Here is a 15,952-nt window from a genome sequence, read left to right on the forward strand (position 1 = left end):
CTAGGTCAAAGACCTAGACGATTTTTTTATGATATTGCTCTTTACAAATTGTTTTTCCTGCTCAAGTATTAATTCAGAAAGCTGTCGAAACGAATGGTATAAGCCGGGTCTGGAATTTATAAAGTTGATCCTTTCTTCTAGATTAACCGGCTTAAATAAAAACTGGTCATATCTAATTTCATTACTAGATAGGAAGGTTTCATGATTTGTAAGATATAAAAATTGCAGGAAAAGGTTGATTCCCTTTTCCATCCATTCTTGTGTGTTTTTTTGATCACGAACACGAAATAATGAGGCAAGTTGGCTTTGAATGAGCTCCCACTCAGCCAGTATCGCTGCTGCTTCTTCTTGACGATTATTCATTTACTGCAGCCTTCCCTTTCATTCTCTTTTTACCTTCCCTGCATAACTCTAATAATGGACAGCTTGGACATTGTGGATTTTGTGCCTTGCAATGATAACGTCCAAAAAAGATTAATCGATGGTGGGTTAGGGACCATTCTTCCTTTGGAACCTTCTTCATTAGCGTTTTCTCCACTTCAAGTACGGAATCCTTCCAACGACAAATTCCAAGGCGTTTACTAACCCTTTCCACATGTGTATCTACTGCAATAGCTGGTATATTAAAAGCTACGGAAACGACGACATTGGCCGTTTTTCTGCCAACCCCCGCCAGTTTAGTCAACTCATCTCGATCCATTGGAAGCATACCGTTATATTCATCTATTAACATTCGGCATAAGCTCTGAATATTTTTTGCTTTATTTCGATATAGGCCAATGGAGCGAATATCGTTTTGAAGTTCTTCGAGTGATACATTTAAGTAATCTTCTGGGGTTTTATATTTTTCAAATAACCGTTTAGTTACTTTATTTACAAGGGCATCCGTACATTGTGCTGACAATGAAACAGCAATAACCAGTTCAAATGGATTAGAGTGTTTCAACTCACAATGGGCATCTGGATACAGATTCCCTATTTCATCTAAGCAATAACGGATTTGAGTATTATTCAGCATTAATCTCACCTGCTACTTATAAAATGAAAGAAAACGAGAGCAGTTCCCCTCGTTCAATCGACTATTATTTTTGTTCTAACCAGTTATAAAAAGGGACTGAAGGCTGATGGGCCTCGTTGTTAGTTTGTATCTTTTCCGTTTGTTTTTGCCGAAACTTACGGCCATGATTTTTAGCCTGTTCAATGGTTTTAATCCCATTTTTCTTCCACTCAAAAAGGATTCGATCGATATAACGGAAGTTTAATTTTCCTGACATCACTGCCTCACGGAGCGCAGCTTTTATAATAATTGGGTCATGATGATCATCATCCATCCACATCCCAAGCGATTCACACTCAAATGGTGAAAGCGGGCGGCCAAATTCTTTTTCGAAACAAGTATATACGTCAGTTTCTTCCGTTTTCTGTTCAGCTTGTCTTGTTAGCTGATTATTTAACAAAAACTGATCAACTAGTTTTTCCCACAAAGGCTTTACAGAATATTTTTCAAAGCGGATGCCTTCATTACTATATTGATCAATTATCTCAATAAAGCCTCTTTGTATCATCCTTCTTAGCATGTCATTACACTCAGCAATCGATATTGTCATTAAACCTGATAGCTCTTCTGGAGTAGGAAATTCATTTCCTTTTTCGATAAAAGTAATAATATTTAATAAAAGAACAAGTTCCGTCTCATTTAAGTTCAGATTTCGATATTCTGAAAACAGCAATGTAGGAATGGTAATATTCCCTTGCTGCATCCAAGCTACTATATTTGATTTCATGTTTCTACACCTCTTGATTAGTATAACATGAACCCACTATTCGAGTAAGAGTATTAGGAATCCAACTTTGGAAAGAAAAACAAAAGCGCAAGCGCCTTGGTCAGCCCCGATATAGGGAGATTTATCGATGGCAAGCAAAGCGTAGCCAGAGATTAGTCTCCCTTAATGCGAACAGAAAACGATAGTTTTCTGTAGCCAAGCATAAGACGAGCCGGCCGAAAGGTTGCTTTTTAACCTTTTGGACGGATTGGCTGTAGACCATCGAGGGCTAGGCGCTGGAGCTGGACGTATCTATACCTGTAAAAATTTATTCACAAGTAGTAAATCTATAATTTCTTGGACCAAAACAAAAAGCCTGCAAAATGCAGACTTTTTAAATCACAATAATCGTTAGCTTTTAACCTTTGCTTTAACGAATTGATCGATTCGTTCCACAGCTTTTTCTAATAGTTCAAGTGATGTTGCATAGGATAGGCGGATATTATCTGGAGTCCCAAAACCTGAACCTGGAATGACTGCAACTTTAGCTTCGACGAGCAGGGCTTCAACGAAGTCGTCAACGTTACTAAAGCCTGTCATTTCTGCTGCATTCTTTACATTTGGATAAAGGTAAAACGCTCCCTGTGGCTTCACACAGGTAAATCCAGGGATTGCAACTAATTTATCATAGATAATCTCTAATCTATTCTCAAATGCCTGTCTCATTTCTTCAACAGGTTCCTGTGTACCATTGTAAGCTGCTATTGCCGCGTATTGGGCTGTTGTGGTCGGATTGGATGTACTATGGCTGGCAAGATTGGTCATGGCCTCAACGATTTGTTTATTACCTGCAGCATAGCCAATTCTCCAGCCAGTCATTGAATGAGATTTGGATACCCCATTGATGACAATAGTTTGCTCCTTCAATTCAGATGAAAGCTGAGCAATTGAAACATGTTTCGAACCGGAGTAGACAAGCTTTTCATAAATTTCATCAGAAACAATTAAAATATCTTTTGCCAAACAAATTTTCCCTAATTCTAAAAGTTCTTGTTCAGTGTATAAAACTCCTGTCGGATTGCTTGGTGAATTGATAATCACGGCTTTTGTTTTATCGGTAATCGCTTCTTTTAATTGTTGAGGTGTGATTTTAAACTGATTTTGTTCCAGTCCCTCCACATAAACAGGCACACCACCTGCCAGCTTTACTTGTTCAGGATAGCTGACCCAATAAGGTGTTGGAATGATTACTTCATCACCATCGTTTAGAATAACTTGGAATAATGTATATAAGACGTGCTTTGCCCCATTACCTACGATCACTTCATTAGGTTTGAAGCTTAATCCTTGGTCAGCCTCAAACTTATTAATAATTGCTTTTTTTAATGCAGGCAGACCCGCCGAAGGAGTATATTTTGTATGCCCCTCGTTCATAGATTTTACAGCGGCATCTAATATGTGCTGGGGTGTATTAAAGTCAGGTTCCCCTGCCCCTAATCCAATAACATCTTCCCCTTTTTCTTTCAATTCTTTTGCTTTTGCAGTAATAGCTAACGTAGTAGATGGCGTAAGTGCCATTACCCGATTTGCAAGTTTGATTGCCATATCTCTTTCCTCCGTTCTCCACTAGCTATAGATTTTCAACTTTTTTTAGCCATTCACCGGTTTCAAAGTGAACATAATAATAATTTATTAAATTATTTTCAGATCGGTAGTAAATTTCCCATAATGGAATATTTTTTTCCATACCAAGCCGCACTGAAATAATTTTTTTAGGTTGTTTTTCCTGCAATAACTTTTGAATAGCTTCTTCTTTCGTGATTCCATCTTTGGCCTTTTTAATGATAACCTTTTTACTCTTTTCAGGAATCCAAACGATTACTTTACTGCCTTTTTTATTTTTCCCTTCAATCACATTAACTGTCTCAATGCCATTGTATAAATGAAAGTCATCCACTTCACTCAACTGCACCTTTTCCTTGGCTAGTGAAACAGCCTTCTTTTCAGCCGCTTTAACCGGTTGTACGGAAGAAAAATAGACTTTTATAAACAACCCAATCATGACAATTACTACAATTACGGGAATGAAAATCCACTTTTTCATCTTTCTTTCTCACTTCTTTATGTACTTTGTATAGGTAAACCTCTTAATCATGAATCTTTCTAAATTATTATAACAGGATAAATCAAGATGTGTTATCAATCTTCATCAAATTTAACAATTTTTTAAGCTTTTCAAAAAAATCATTCCTCATCCCTGAGTGGAATGGTAATAATCTCGTAATTTGATTCTGTAAATTTAATGGTCACAGTCCCATGTTTTTTTGTAAAATACACTTCAGACCAAATGCCTTGCAAGTCACGCAATAAATCTTGGTCCAGCTGATCTTCCTCTGCACCTACTAGGATGGATATTTGTGGATTGAGTGATTGGATGAGCTGATCAGATAAAGAGTCGTCTGTAAGTCTATAGGGTATTTTAAAGACATGAACATCCTCTAAATGCTTCGCTATAAATTTTTGTTCCGCCCGTTGACTATAGGAAGTCATTAAAAATAAGTTATGTTTAAAAAAGCGCAGCATCAAATCCAACCCTTCATGTTGTTCATTTCCAAGGAATTGAACATCAGCAAACATGTCAGGAAGGATTTCTTTCTTTGTACCTTCTTTCCAAACGGTAACAGGGATTTGATTAGACTTTTCTCTGGTTAAAAATGAAGAAACTTCAGGTGTGGTGACAATTTCTTTAATTTTATATTTGTTAATTAACTTATCAATTTTCCCCACCGACACCTTTTCGCTATCATTCGTTAGAATTAATGTAGAGAGCTCCTTAACATTATAAAGAGAAAGCCATCCCTCTAACTCAGCAATTTCCCCTTGCCCCCCAATATTTATTAAAATATTTTCGTCATTAGGACCTTGTATAAGAGTTGCTTCACCAGTAGCAAGGCCTAAAAAAGTGACTGCTGCTTGATGTTCCGTCAATTTTACATCAATTTTTTCAACCTCGTCAGGTAGTGTTGTTTCTGCCTTCACAGTCATGCTGCTTGGAATCAATAAAGCCAAAATCATAAGCAATATTCTCATACACAATCCTCCCAGATAATTATAGGATGTGTTATTTTCCAAATTTTATCATAACCATTTTTGGATAAATGATGCTAATTCCGTCATTTTTCCCTTTTTAACTGGGACTGGAGGGATTGATTTCAAAAAGGCCTTTCCGTACTGAGTGGTAACGATTCTTCTATCAAATACAATGATTACCCCGCGATCCGTTTCGGTCCTAATGAGCCTGCCAAAGCCTTGTTTAAACCGAAGAATCGCCTCTGGCAGTGAGTAATCAGAAAAAGCATTCCTCCCCTGCTGGACAATCAATTGACACTTAGCTTCCGTTAAGGGTTCATCTGGAGGACTAAATGGCAGCCTGACAATAACAAGGCAGGACAAGTCTTCACCTGGAATATCTACGCCTTCCCAAAAGCTGCTTGTTCCCAACAAGATGGCCTTTTCATAGCGCTGAAAATTTCGTGTCAATCGAGAACGGCTTCCACTTGAAATACCTTGAGCAATTAACACATATTCATTAAGAAAACCACTTTCTTTGATTAGCTCATACGTTTTTTTGAGCATGTCAAAAGCAGTAAAAAGAATTAGCAGCCTGCCTTTTGTAGCCTCAGCTATGGTAATGATATGTTCGGTAATCGCAATGACATACTCCTCTAGTGAGACGGAGTTGATTTCCGGTAAATCATCAGGGATGAGAAGTTGAACCTGGTTTTTATACACAAATGGTGAGGAAATACTCACTTGACCAGTAGCGTTTGCCTCAAGACCGAGCTCTCTCATGATATAATCAAAAGAATGATTAACTGATAAGGTTGCAGAAGTAAGGATTACTGCCTTCTTGGTTTGAAAGAACTTCTCTTTCAGGTGTGCAGCTACAGTAGCTGGCTGAGCCAAAAAGGTTGTTATATTTTGTGGTGAACGGGTATCCATTTCAATCCATTTTACTTCCTTTGAATCTTTAATAAAACAGCTTATCACTATGGTTCGAAATTCATCAAGCTCAGTTATAAATCCAGACACATCCTCCATTTGATGAAGTTCAGGAATAGATAATGTATTTTTCTCAGCTTTTAGCCAATTAAGTCGGCTGTCTATTTCATTGATTAGGTCCTTAAGTAAAAAAGACAACCTCTCGGCACTGTGGACGAGCGCTTTTCTCTCTCGGCCGCCATCATTGGGGTTATATCGAACTTTTATCCGATTGATCCCTTTTTTATTTGCTGTCTTTGTTTTTGCATAAAGTGCCATCAATTTAAAAAAATCATCCAGCTCGTATTGTACATCCAATACTAATTGATTCAATTCAAAGGTAGTAACGAGTTTGGTTCTGGAAGCAGGAAGTCGTGATATCAGTTGTTCCATGTCATAAAAGAGTTGTTTTTGTTCATAGGTACCAAATTGACTAAAGAGCAAACGGGTAGATAAATAATCCAATGTATAGCCAAAGTACCGGCTTGCTACTTTCTCCAAATGATGAGCTTCATCAATCACCACATATTCAGAAGCAGGTAAAATCGCCCCCCCTCCTTTTATATCATTTAATAGCAAGGAATGATTTGTGATGATGATATTTGCCGATTGGGCATTCCTTTTTGCCTTTTGATAAAAATCCCTTTCCTGCCAGCTCTTATCCTCATACAGGCTCGTCTGTTCTTCCCTTATTTTATTCCAATAAAATTGGCCTCCACTCGATAGATTCAATTCATCCCGATCACCTGTCACTGTTTCCGTTAACCACACTAGAATTTGCATTTTTGTTAGGGTAGTATCATAATTGTCGTTTTCAGCCATCAATGTTTGGTGAAATTTTTCTAAATTTAAATACTGATTTCTGCCTTTTAATAGAACTGCTTCTATTTCAAATGGAAGAATGCTTTTAAGTAAGGGAATTTCTTTACTTAAAAGTTGTTCTTGGAGTTGAATTGTATGGGTACTTACAATAATGGACTGCTTATTTTGCTTGGCAAAATAAGCTAAAGGCAAAAGATAACCAAGCGACTTACCTACGCCTGTTCCGGCCTCTATTAGCGTATGCCTGGAAAGCTGAAGGGATTGATAAACTGTATCCATCATCTTGAATTGACCAGCACGCTTCACAAAAGACTTTATGCTGTTTTGGATTATTTCAACCTTTTCTTCGTCACTTTCTGGATACTTAACTTTTTCCTCAAAGATTTCGATTTCCTTTTCAATTGAGTCTTTCCTTAATGCAATATCGTTTATGATTTCAATTGAATCCGATCCGGCTGATCCTTCGAATGTATCCCCCATTTCCTCAAGGAACAACTGAAGATCACTTTTTAATCCTCCAGATAAATGAGTTAGCTGTCTTACCGTAATCGCCGGTAATAAAGATAGCCGTTTCAACAGGATTAAAAAAAGCTCGGCTGTCACCAATGCGTCACTATCTGCCTGATGTGGTCTGTCATGGGAAAGATTCTCTTTCTCGGCCAAATCTGAGAGCTTATAGCTGTCTGCCGTGGGATATAGAATTCTAGCCATTTCCACGGTGTCTAAAACGGACCCATAAAACCCTCCCGATCCAGCTTGAAGTAATTCTTCTTGAAGAAAGGAAAGATCAAACAAGACGTTATGAGCAACAAAATAGGCCCCTTCTAGCAACGATTGAACCCTTTCGGTTATTTCGGTAAATAATGGTGCATCCTTGACCATTTCATCATTGATTCCAGTTAATTCTTCAATAAAGACTGGAATTGGTTTTTGTGGATTGATTAGCGACGAGAACTGTTCGGTGATTTTTCCGTTTTCTATCACCACAGCCGCAAACTGAATAATTTTATCACCCTTTTTTGGTGTATTACCCGTTGTCTCTAAATCAATCACAACAAATTTATTTAACATTTGTTACACCCCAAACCTTCGTTCATTAAACGGCAACATAACTTTTCCATAATGATTTAAATTCTACCACTGTCGACTGGATTTTTAAAATAATAAAAAAATCCCCAAAAATTGGGGACCTTACATAACGGTATGTGCGGGTTCTGCATGAAGAAGATCTTTAATCTGATTGTTCTCATCCATAATTGCTACTTTTGGTTTATGCGTTTTAACTTTTTCATCCGGTACCAATGCATAAGAAATAATAATCACCGTATCACCCACTTGAACAAGTCGAGCAGCTGCACCATTTAAACAAATGACCCCGCTGCCTCTTTTACCTGGAATAATATACGTTTCTAACCTAGCTCCATTATTATTGTTGACAATTTGGACCTTTTCATTTGCTGCCATTCCAACAGCATCAATAATATCTTCATCTATCGTAATACTGCCAACATAGTTTAAGTTGGCCTCAGTTACCGTTGCACGATGGATTTTGCCGTTCATCATAGTACGAAACAAGTTTATTCCTCCTCTTGTGAAGCTTTTCTAATCTATTTGAATTATGATATTGTCGATTAATCTTACCTTCGAAAATTTAACAGCAACGGCAATAATAAAGGAACCTTCTATTTTTTCCATTGGTTTTAAAAATGGATAAGAAAGAATTTCGACATAATCTATTTCCCCATTAGACTTACTTGTAATCAATTCTTTGATCATAGTAGTGAGAACAGCAGGATTTATTTCACCATCATCAATTGCTTTCTTTGCTGTTTGCAGACTTTTATAGATAATTGGAGCCTGCTCTCTCTCTTCCACTAATAAGTTAACATTTCGTGAACTTTTTGCTAACCCGTCCTCTTCTCGGACAATGTCCACCGGAATTAACTGAACGGGAAAATTAAAATCGGAAATTAATCCATCAATCACTGCAACTTGCTGAGCGTCTTTCTTACCAAAATAGGCTCGTGTGGGCATTATGATATGAAATAACTTGGTAATAACTGTGGCAACCCCATCAAAATGACCTGGACGTGACTTACCGCATAGTACATCGGTTCGTTCCTGAACGACCACTTTAACCGATGGCTCTCGAGGATACATTTCCTCTACCGAAGGATAAAAGAGGAAATCTACCTTTTCACCTTCTGCTAAAGCACGGTCTCGGTCAAAATCGCGGGGATAGGTAGAAAAGTCCTCCTTCGGTCCAAATTGTAAAGGATTAACAAATATACTTACCACGACGACATCATTTTCTTTTCTTGCCTTAGAGATAAGCGTTAAATGACCCTCATGAAGAAAGCCCATGGTAGGAACAAAGCCGATCGACTTTCCCAACTCTTTATGTTTCAGTATTTCATTCTGCATCTCATTTATGGTAGTTAGGACCTTCATTTTTTTCCTCCATAAAGAACTTTCAGTTCCTCTTCCTTCATAGTAAAGGAGTGTTTATCTTCCGGGAATTGATTATTTTTTACTTCAGATGTATAGGCTTGAATCGATTCAATCATAAATGGATTTACAGAATGGTATTGCTTTACGAATTTAGGCACCCTTTCAACACCATAGCCTAATACATCGTGATAAACCAAAACCTGTCCATCTACATTTAGCCCCGCTCCAATTCCAATGACAGGGATGGAAATTGATTTAGCCACTTCCTCTGCCAGCTGTTTAGGCACACATTCAAGCACTACTGCAAAGGCTCCGGCTTCCGCCACTTTTTTAGCATCTTCTACTAATTTTCGGGCCGCATGCGCATCTTTTCCCTGCACCTTATAACCGCCTAATACACCAACAGATTGCGGTGTTAAACCTAGATGCCCGCACACGGGAATACCCGCTTGTGTTAAAGAAGATATCTTTTCTATTACACCATCTGCCCCTTCCAATTTAACGGCATGCGCTCCTGCTTCTTGCATCAGCCTTCCAGCATTGATGAGAGTGTCTCTAACAGAAAGATGGTAAGCTAAAAATGGCAGGTCTGTCACGATAAAGGTATCTTTTGCCCCTCGTTTTACTGCTTTGGTATGATGAATCATGTCTTCCATCGTCACGGGGATCGTTGAGTCATAACCTAGAACCACCATGCCAAGTGAATCTCCGACGAGAATCATGTCAACTCCGCCCTGTTCCGCTTGTTTTCCAGATGGATAATCATAGGCCGTAAGCATGACAATTTTTTCATTGTTTTCTTTCATTTTTAAAAAGTCAGTGGTTTGCTTCATCATTTTTCCCTCCTTAAAGATTGGGAGAGGTGATAAAACGCCAATTAAGAGCAAATAAAAAAGATCCTTCTTAAGGCAGAGGATCTCAATCGTTACTCATGTGCATCTTCATCCCTCTGTCCCGGTCCGTTATACGGATCTAGGCAGAAACCTTTTTAATTGTAAGTGATTATTCCCTAAAAGGTGCAGTTCTGAAGTGATACTGCCCAAAGAAATTATAGCATTTTAACAGAAAAGCGCAAGAGCCCGTTTAGGCTCTGGAGCTAGACAAAAGAAAAGCGCAAGAACCGTTTTGGTACTTGCGCTGACAAATATATTTATCATTTAATCTCAATATCCGCTGAATAAATATGGTGAATAAATCCGGTCTTATCTTCTAATTTTAAAACACCATCATCAGTTATTCCTAATGCCTTTCCTTCAATCACATTGGTTAACGTTCTAGCCGTAAGGTTTTTGCCTATGCTAATAGCATATCCTTCCCATAGAAGTTTAATAGGGAAAAACCCTTGCTCGAGGTAAAGCAGATATAATTTTTCAAAATACTTAAAAACACTCTTGATCAATTCTGCCCGGGAAATAGGTGCGCCGTTTTCAATCAAAAGGGAGCTTGCCTTATTATGAAGCTCTAACGGAAAGTCTTCTATTTTTTGGTTAACATTAATCCCCATACCAATAATAACAGAATGAATCTGGTCTGCCTCCGCTTGAAGCTCTGTTAAGATTCCGGTGATTTTTTTACCATTCAGTAATATATCATTGGGCCACTTAATCAGAGGCTCCAGATTTGTGACTTCTTCAATTGCCTGTACGATCGCCACTGCAGTTAATAGCGTTAGCTGAGGGGCTTTGGTTAAAGGAATATTCGGCCTTAGAATTAAACTCATCCAAACTCCGCTATACTTTGGTGAATGCCAGCTTCGGTTCATTCTTCCTTTACCAGACCGCTGCTCTTCGGCAATAACGACTGTCCCTTCTGGTACGCCTTCATTTGATAGATTGTGGGCAATCTTTTGAGTAGATTCTACACTTTCTTCATAATGAATATTTTTCCCGATAAAGTTGGTTAAGAGGCCAAGTCGAATTTCATCAGCTGTTATTCGCTCTGGAGTTTTCACAATCCGATACCCCTTATTTCTTACAGCTTCTAATATGAAGCCTTCTTTTCTTAATTCCTCCATATGCTTCCAAACAGCCGTTCTTGAACAGCCGATTAGCTCTGCTAAATGCTGACCTGAGAGAAAAGATTCACCGGCATTTGTGAAGGCATCGAGCAGTTTCTTTCTTATTTCTGACTGCACCTGATCAGCCACTCCTTAATCTTTTCTTTGTCGTTTTGGATGTCACCCGCTAATATGGCACACTCTACTTTCAAAAGGGTATCCCGTAACCAAGGTCCTCCCTCGGTTTGGAACCATTCCATGATATCTCTACCTGTTACATTTATGTCATTGCGCTCCTTGATTGGCAGCTCATCATAAATCCGTAACCACTTTAAAAGTGAATCATTCTCGGTTAGACCTTTAAGAACACCATAAAGCTTTTCAGTCGAGCTCAAGGCAGCTCTGCCTGCTGAATATAGGTCATAAATAGGCCATTCCTGCTCCATTCTTTTTTCTAAATAAGACAAGATTTGTTGAATCTCTTTGATTTCTTTAACTGGAAGCTTCCATGCTCTTAAAAAGACCTCAATCGACTTATCTTTTAGATTTAAGGTAAAAAGCAGTAACGACCACATTTCAATTTTATTAAGCCCTTTAAATGAAAAGGAGATAAATCTTTCGAGCGAATTTCTATGGTTTTTTAGACCTGGCAGATAGACATATAAATGAGTATCAAGCAAAAGCCTAATGGCCGTGTTACCATTTTCCCCCACAAGCAGTTTTTCAAACTCTGCTCTAATTCGTTCTACCGCTATGTTTTTTAACAATGGAACAAGCTTTGCTATTGCTTGTAGTGTATCTTCCTCAATTGCAAACGAAAGCTGGCTGACGAATCGGACAGCCCTCATAATCCTTAAAGCATCTTCCTGGAAACGCTCATTAGCAGATCCGACAGTCTCGATAACCTTATTTCGAATAGCAGCTGATCCATTATATGGGTCAATAATCTTACCATTTCGATCCATGGCGATCGCATTCATGGTAAAATCTCGGCGTTTGAGATCATCATTTAGATTTCGTATAAAGGAAACCTCTTTTGGTCTCCGATAATCTTGATATTCTCCCTCTGTCCTAAAGGTGGTAATCTCGTAGGCTTTATTTTGGAAAAGGACCAGCACTGTTCCATGCTCAATCCCAATATCAACGGTCCTTGGAAAGATTTCTTTCACTTCATTTGGTGTGGCCGATGTAGCAATATCTACATCACTGATTAATCTGTTTAAAAGATAATCCCTTACAGATCCGCCTACAAAATAGGCTTGAAAACCTGAATTCTCAAGCTGTTTAATAATTGGAACGGCTGATAAAAAAGGTTCGTTCATCTCATTCACCTTAATTCAATAGCTTCGCGTATATCTGCTCATATTGTTCCACAATATGTTCTGCCTTAAATTTATTTTTAACAGTTTTCAATGCCTCAAATGACATTTTTTGATGCAGGTCTGCATCGTTTAGTAGCGAAACAGCTTTACCTGAAATATCCTCGATATCGCCAACCTCACTAATATACCCAGAAACACCCTGCTGAATAACTTCCGGGATACCGCCTACATTCGTCCCGATACAAGGTACACCGCACGCCATAGCCTCTAAGGCAACGAGACCAAAGCTCTCCTTTTCAGATAACAGGAGCATTAAATCACTAATAGAGTATAGCTCCTCTAAATTCTCTTGTTTTCCTAGAAAGATTACCTTTTCTTCAAGCGAGAACTGCTTTACGAGTTTACATACGATAGTCATTTCGGGGCCATCACCAACTAGCAGTAGTTTTGCCGGCATGACCGCAGAAATTTTGGCAAAAGTTTTTATAACGTCCGTGACCCTCTTTACAGCGCGAAAGTTTGAGACATGGATAACCACCTTTTCCTCATCACTAATTTGTAATTGTGATTTTAAGGAGGTGTCAGCGGTTTTATGATAAATTCTTTCATCAATAAAATTGTATACTGTTTCAATTTGCTTATCGGGATTAATAAGTTCGTAAGTTTGATTCACTAATGCTGTCGAAACTGCCGTGACACTATCTGATTTCTCTATTCCGAATCTAATTGCATCGGTTAAGGATGGGTCATACCCTAAAACTGTAATATCCGTCCCATGTAAGGTTGTGACAATCTTAATTTCCCTTTTTGCCATTTGCTTCGCTAATATAGCACAAACAGCATGAGGAATCGCGTAATGGACATGGAGAATATCCAATTTTTCACGATCAGCTACTTCTGCCATTTTACTCGCTAATGCAATATCATATGGGGGGTATTGAAAAACTGAATATTGATTAACTTCGACTTGGTGATAATGGATATTATGGTACATCCTGTTTAAACGAAAAGGGAGACTTGACGAGATGAAGTGGATTTCATGCCCCTTCTCAGCAAGCATTTTCCCTAATTCAGTAGCAACAACTCCCGACCCACCAACAGTCGGATAACAGGTAATTCCAATTTTTAGTTTCCGCATGGTTCTTCTCCTAGTAAATCATGTTTCAAAACAAGCGGTACCTTAGTCTTAAACCCTTCAGCAAAAGACACACCAACCAGTTTTCCAAACATTCTTTCCCTTGACTCGACCGTTTCGATATAATCATTCACAAGCGGTGTTTGAACACTTTCCGCTGTTAATTCAAACTGGCTTCTATAGGCCCTTAGGGAGGCCAGCTTTTTATCCATCACTGGTGTAATATCAAAGGTAAAATCAGGTTTATGAAATCCGTTGATCATATAAAAGTACATTTTTTCCACGCGATGCGGTTCGTTCCATTCATCTGTTCGGTATTTTCTAATCCCAGCAGAAAATACAGCTTCCTCGACAATTTTTGCACAATTTCCATGATCCGGATGCCGATCTTCCAAATATGGCGCAAACACGATCTTCGGTTTGTATTTCCGAATGGTTTCGGCAACCTTTTGAATATACTCTTCTTTCAGGAATAACCCTCTATCCGGAAAACCTAGCGAAGTACGGACTGATACACCTAAAATATCTGCCGCTTTGCCAGCTTCCTCTTTTCTTAGCACTACATTTCCATTGGAAGATAAATCAGCATCGGTTAAATCACAAATACCGATCTGTTTTCCCTCTTCCGCTAATTTCGCAATGGTACCAGCCATGCCGATCTCTACATCATCAGCATGCGCACCAAATGCGAGGATATGTAATTGATTAAGCTTCATTAACATCACCATTCTCTTTAGCTACATTTCTCCATTCCAACAATCCCATTTCTAATCCTCTTATGAGTAATTCAGCAGTACCCATATTTGTTGCCAAAGGAATCGAATAGACATCGCAAAGTCTTACTAACGCTGTTACATCAGGCTCATGTGGCTGTGCGGTTAATGGATCTCGGAAAAAGAAAATGGCATCCATTTGATTTTTAGCAATCATTGCTCCAATTTCTTGGTCTCCACCTAGAGGTCCGGATTTAAAGCGGGTTACATCTAATTCTGTAGCCTCATGAATCCTTGATCCTGTGGTTCCGGTGGCAAATAAGGTATGTTTGGCAAAAATGCCTCGATAGGCTGTAACGAATTGTACTAAGTCATTTTTCTTTTGGTCATGTGCTATTAATGCTATATTCATATCCTTGCCCCTAATCTAATATATTTTCAAGTCCATAAACAAACGTATTGTTTTTCATAACCGTTTCAACCGCAACTTTTACACCTGACATAAAAGAACCGCGGTTATAGGAATCATGGCGAATCGTTAATGTCTGTCCAGCAGAACCAAATAAAACCTGTTGATGGGCAATTAGTCCTGGCAAACGAACAGAATGAATATGCATCCCATCGTATTCTCCGCCTCTTGCTCCTGTAATAGTTTCTTTTTCATTCGGATGACCTTGTTTTTTACCTTCCCTTACAGCAGAAATCATCTCTGCTGTTTTTACCGCGGTTCCTGATGGTGCATCGAGCTTCTGGTCATGATGCATCTCAATGATCTCAACATCTGCAAAGTATTTAGCGGCCATTTGTGAAAATTTCATCATTAATACGGCACCAACCGCAAAGTTTGGTGCAATGATACAGCCAAGTTCTTTTTCAAAGCAAAGCTTCTCAAGCTCCTCCAAATCCTGCTTGGTAAACCCAGTCGTTCCAACAACAGGACGTACATTATGTTCAAGTGCAGTTTTTGCGTGGTACATACCTACTTCAGGGGTCGTTAAGTCAATTAATACGTCTGCTTCAATCTCTAGAAGACATTTTTCAATGTCTGAGTAAACAGGTACATTTGGAATGGATTGAAAACCTTCCACATCACTCAACATCATTCCATCATTCTTATGGTCAACAGTGGCAACTAGTTCAAAGTGCCCTGTATTAGTAACTAATTTGACTGCTTCACTGCCCATCCGACCGCGTGGGCCTGCAATGATAATTTTAATCGAATTCATATCTTCACTCCACACCTTCTTGATCAAGTCTTGTCCAACGATTTTTATCTCTGGTATTAAATTTATTCATCACATAATCATGAGCCTCTTCTAAATCAATGTTTAAGGAATTAGCTAAACAAATTATGACAAAAAGGAGATCCCCAAGCTCTTCTTCAATCGCTTTTTCCGTCTCCGTCGACTTTTTCGGTTTTTCTCCGTAATAATGGTTAACTTCCCTTGCCAGTTCACCAAGCTCCTCTGTTAGTCTGGCAAGCATAGCGAGCGGACTAAAATATCCTTCTTTAAATTGACTTATGTATCGATCTACTTCCGTTTGAAGCTCTTTCATTGACTTCCCGTTAGTCATTTCACTCCACCTCATTTTCTTAAACGGGCAATTTGCTTTTTATTAATATTCCTTATAATGTTAGCTAAATTACGCTTGATTTACAAATGTTTTCGCTTTTAAGAAGCGGGTTTCCTAGTTCACATTGCTCTTCA

The 15,952-nt window shown here is 38.6% G+C and carries 17 protein-coding genes; all 17 read right to left on the minus strand.

Features of this window, described 5'->3' with window-relative positions; all coding sequences use genetic code 11:
- The 17 genes from J7E81_RS14185 to J7E81_RS14265 all read right to left on the minus strand — a co-directional run bounded on the left by J7E81_RS14185 (position 1) and on the right by J7E81_RS14265 (position 15,818).
- Positions 1–363: a YpoC family protein gene (locus J7E81_RS14185; protein WP_215043068.1), complete on the minus strand. Its 363-nt coding sequence runs from the start codon at positions 361–363 to the stop codon at positions 1–3.
- Entirely contained in the window at positions 356–1,018 is a 663-nt protein-coding gene (gene nth / locus J7E81_RS14190; RefSeq protein WP_215043070.1) for an endonuclease III, read from the minus strand. The genes J7E81_RS14185 and nth overlap by 8 nt, the downstream gene beginning before the upstream one ends.
- A gap of 64 nt (positions 1,019–1,082) precedes the next feature.
- Positions 1,083–1,784: a DnaD domain-containing protein gene (locus J7E81_RS14195; RefSeq protein ID WP_215043072.1), complete on the minus strand. Its 702-nt coding sequence runs from the start codon at positions 1,782–1,784 to the stop codon at positions 1,083–1,085.
- A 390-nt stretch (positions 1,785–2,174) separates the two neighbouring features.
- Complete coding sequence (locus tag J7E81_RS14200; RefSeq protein WP_215044362.1) at positions 2,175–3,362, minus strand: pyridoxal phosphate-dependent aminotransferase; 1,188 nt, start codon at positions 3,360–3,362, stop codon at positions 2,175–2,177.
- Between the two features lie 31 nt (positions 3,363–3,393).
- Positions 3,394–3,867, minus strand: a complete 474-nt coding sequence (locus tag J7E81_RS14205) for a cell wall elongation regulator TseB-like domain-containing protein (RefSeq protein WP_215043079.1) — start codon at positions 3,865–3,867, stop codon at positions 3,394–3,396.
- A 140-nt stretch (positions 3,868–4,007) separates the two neighbouring features.
- A complete protein-coding gene (locus tag J7E81_RS14210; protein ID WP_215043081.1) occupies positions 4,008–4,853 on the minus strand; it encodes a ComEC/Rec2 family competence protein in 846 nt (281 codons plus the stop codon).
- A gap of 48 nt (positions 4,854–4,901) precedes the next feature.
- A complete protein-coding gene (dinG, locus tag J7E81_RS14215; protein WP_215043083.1) occupies positions 4,902–7,697 on the minus strand; it encodes an ATP-dependent DNA helicase DinG in 2,796 nt (931 codons plus the stop codon).
- Between the two features lie 120 nt (positions 7,698–7,817).
- Entirely contained in the window at positions 7,818–8,201 is a 384-nt protein-coding gene (gene panD / locus J7E81_RS14220; protein ID WP_215043085.1) for an aspartate 1-decarboxylase, read from the minus strand.
- A gap of 27 nt (positions 8,202–8,228) precedes the next feature.
- On the minus strand, positions 8,229–9,077 hold the full coding sequence (panC, locus tag J7E81_RS14225) for a pantoate--beta-alanine ligase (RefSeq protein ID WP_215043087.1): 849 nt from the start codon (positions 9,075–9,077) through the stop codon (positions 8,229–8,231).
- The gene (panB, locus tag J7E81_RS14230) at positions 9,074–9,910 is read right to left on the minus strand and encodes a 3-methyl-2-oxobutanoate hydroxymethyltransferase (RefSeq protein WP_215043089.1); all 837 of its coding nucleotides are present in this window, start codon (positions 9,908–9,910) and stop codon (positions 9,074–9,076) included. The genes panC and panB overlap by 4 nt, the downstream gene beginning before the upstream one ends.
- Positions 9,911–10,230: 320 nt before the next feature.
- A complete protein-coding gene (locus J7E81_RS14235) occupies positions 10,231–11,211 on the minus strand; it encodes a biotin--[acetyl-CoA-carboxylase] ligase (RefSeq protein ID WP_215043091.1) in 981 nt (326 codons plus the stop codon).
- Entirely contained in the window at positions 11,196–12,395 is a 1,200-nt protein-coding gene (locus J7E81_RS14240) for a CCA tRNA nucleotidyltransferase (protein ID WP_215043093.1), read from the minus strand. The genes J7E81_RS14235 and J7E81_RS14240 overlap by 16 nt, the downstream gene beginning before the upstream one ends.
- A gap of 10 nt (positions 12,396–12,405) precedes the next feature.
- Entirely contained in the window at positions 12,406–13,533 is a 1,128-nt protein-coding gene (bshA, locus tag J7E81_RS14245) for an N-acetyl-alpha-D-glucosaminyl L-malate synthase BshA (protein WP_215043095.1), read from the minus strand.
- Positions 13,521–14,246, minus strand: coding sequence for a bacillithiol biosynthesis deacetylase BshB1 (bshB1, locus tag J7E81_RS14250; protein ID WP_215044364.1), 726 nt, complete (start codon positions 14,244–14,246; stop codon positions 13,521–13,523). Before bshB1 ends, bshA begins: the two co-directional genes overlap by 13 nt.
- A complete protein-coding gene (gene mgsA / locus J7E81_RS14255) occupies positions 14,236–14,655 on the minus strand; it encodes a methylglyoxal synthase (RefSeq protein WP_215043097.1) in 420 nt (139 codons plus the stop codon). The genes bshB1 and mgsA overlap by 11 nt, the downstream gene beginning before the upstream one ends.
- Positions 14,656–14,665: 10 nt before the next feature.
- Complete coding sequence (gene dapB / locus J7E81_RS14260) at positions 14,666–15,469, minus strand: 4-hydroxy-tetrahydrodipicolinate reductase (RefSeq protein ID WP_215043099.1); 804 nt, start codon at positions 15,467–15,469, stop codon at positions 14,666–14,668.
- 4 nt (positions 15,470–15,473) lie between these two features.
- Positions 15,474–15,818 carry a nucleotide pyrophosphohydrolase gene (locus J7E81_RS14265; protein WP_215043101.1) on the minus strand — a complete coding sequence of 115 codons (345 nt, stop codon included), beginning with the start codon at positions 15,816–15,818 and terminating at the stop codon, positions 15,474–15,476.
- Between the last annotated feature and the right edge of the window lie 134 nt (positions 15,819–15,952).

Source organism: Bacillus sp. ISL-18, from assembly GCF_018613415.1.
Classification (GTDB): Bacteria; Bacillota; Bacilli; order Bacillales; family Cytobacillaceae; genus Neobacillus.

Bases quoted from the DNA above. Each gene is read 5' to 3' on its own strand.
- J7E81_RS14185 (WP_215043068.1), bottom strand. From the start codon at position 363: ATGAATAATCGTCAAGAAGAAGCAGCAGCGATACTGGCTGAGTGGGAG.
- nth (WP_215043070.1), bottom strand. From the start codon at position 1,018: ATGCTGAATAATACTCAAATCCGTTATTGCTTAGATGAAATAGGGAAT.
- J7E81_RS14195 (WP_215043072.1), bottom strand. From the start codon at position 1,784: ATGAAATCAAATATAGTAGCTTGGATGCAGCAAGGGAATATTACCATT.
- J7E81_RS14205 (WP_215043079.1), bottom strand. From the start codon at position 3,867: ATGAAAAAGTGGATTTTCATTCCCGTAATTGTAGTAATTGTCATGATT.
- J7E81_RS14210 (WP_215043081.1), bottom strand. From the start codon at position 4,853: ATGAGAATATTGCTTATGATTTTGGCTTTATTGATTCCAAGCAGCATG.
- dinG (WP_215043083.1), bottom strand. From the start codon at position 7,697: ATGTTAAATAAATTTGTTGTGATTGATTTAGAGACAACGGGTAATACA.
- panC (WP_215043087.1), bottom strand. From the start codon at position 9,077: ATGAAGGTCCTAACTACCATAAATGAGATGCAGAATGAAATACTGAAA.
- panB (WP_215043089.1), bottom strand. From the start codon at position 9,910: ATGAAGCAAACCACTGACTTTTTAAAAATGAAAGAAAACAATGAAAAA.
- J7E81_RS14240 (WP_215043093.1), bottom strand. From the start codon at position 12,395: ATGAACGAACCTTTTTTATCAGCCGTTCCAATTATTAAACAGCTTGAG.
- bshA (WP_215043095.1), bottom strand. From the start codon at position 13,533: ATGCGGAAACTAAAAATTGGAATTACCTGTTATCCGACTGTTGGTGGG.
- bshB1 (WP_215044364.1), bottom strand. From the start codon at position 14,246: ATGAAGCTTAATCAATTACATATCCTCGCATTTGGTGCGCATGCTGAT.
- mgsA (WP_215043097.1), bottom strand. From the start codon at position 14,655: ATGAATATAGCATTAATAGCACATGACCAAAAGAAAAATGACTTAGTA.
- dapB (WP_215043099.1), bottom strand. From the start codon at position 15,469: ATGAATTCGATTAAAATTATCATTGCAGGCCCACGCGGTCGGATGGGC.
- J7E81_RS14265 (WP_215043101.1), bottom strand. From the start codon at position 15,818: ATGACTAACGGGAAGTCAATGAAAGAGCTTCAAACGGAAGTAGATCGA.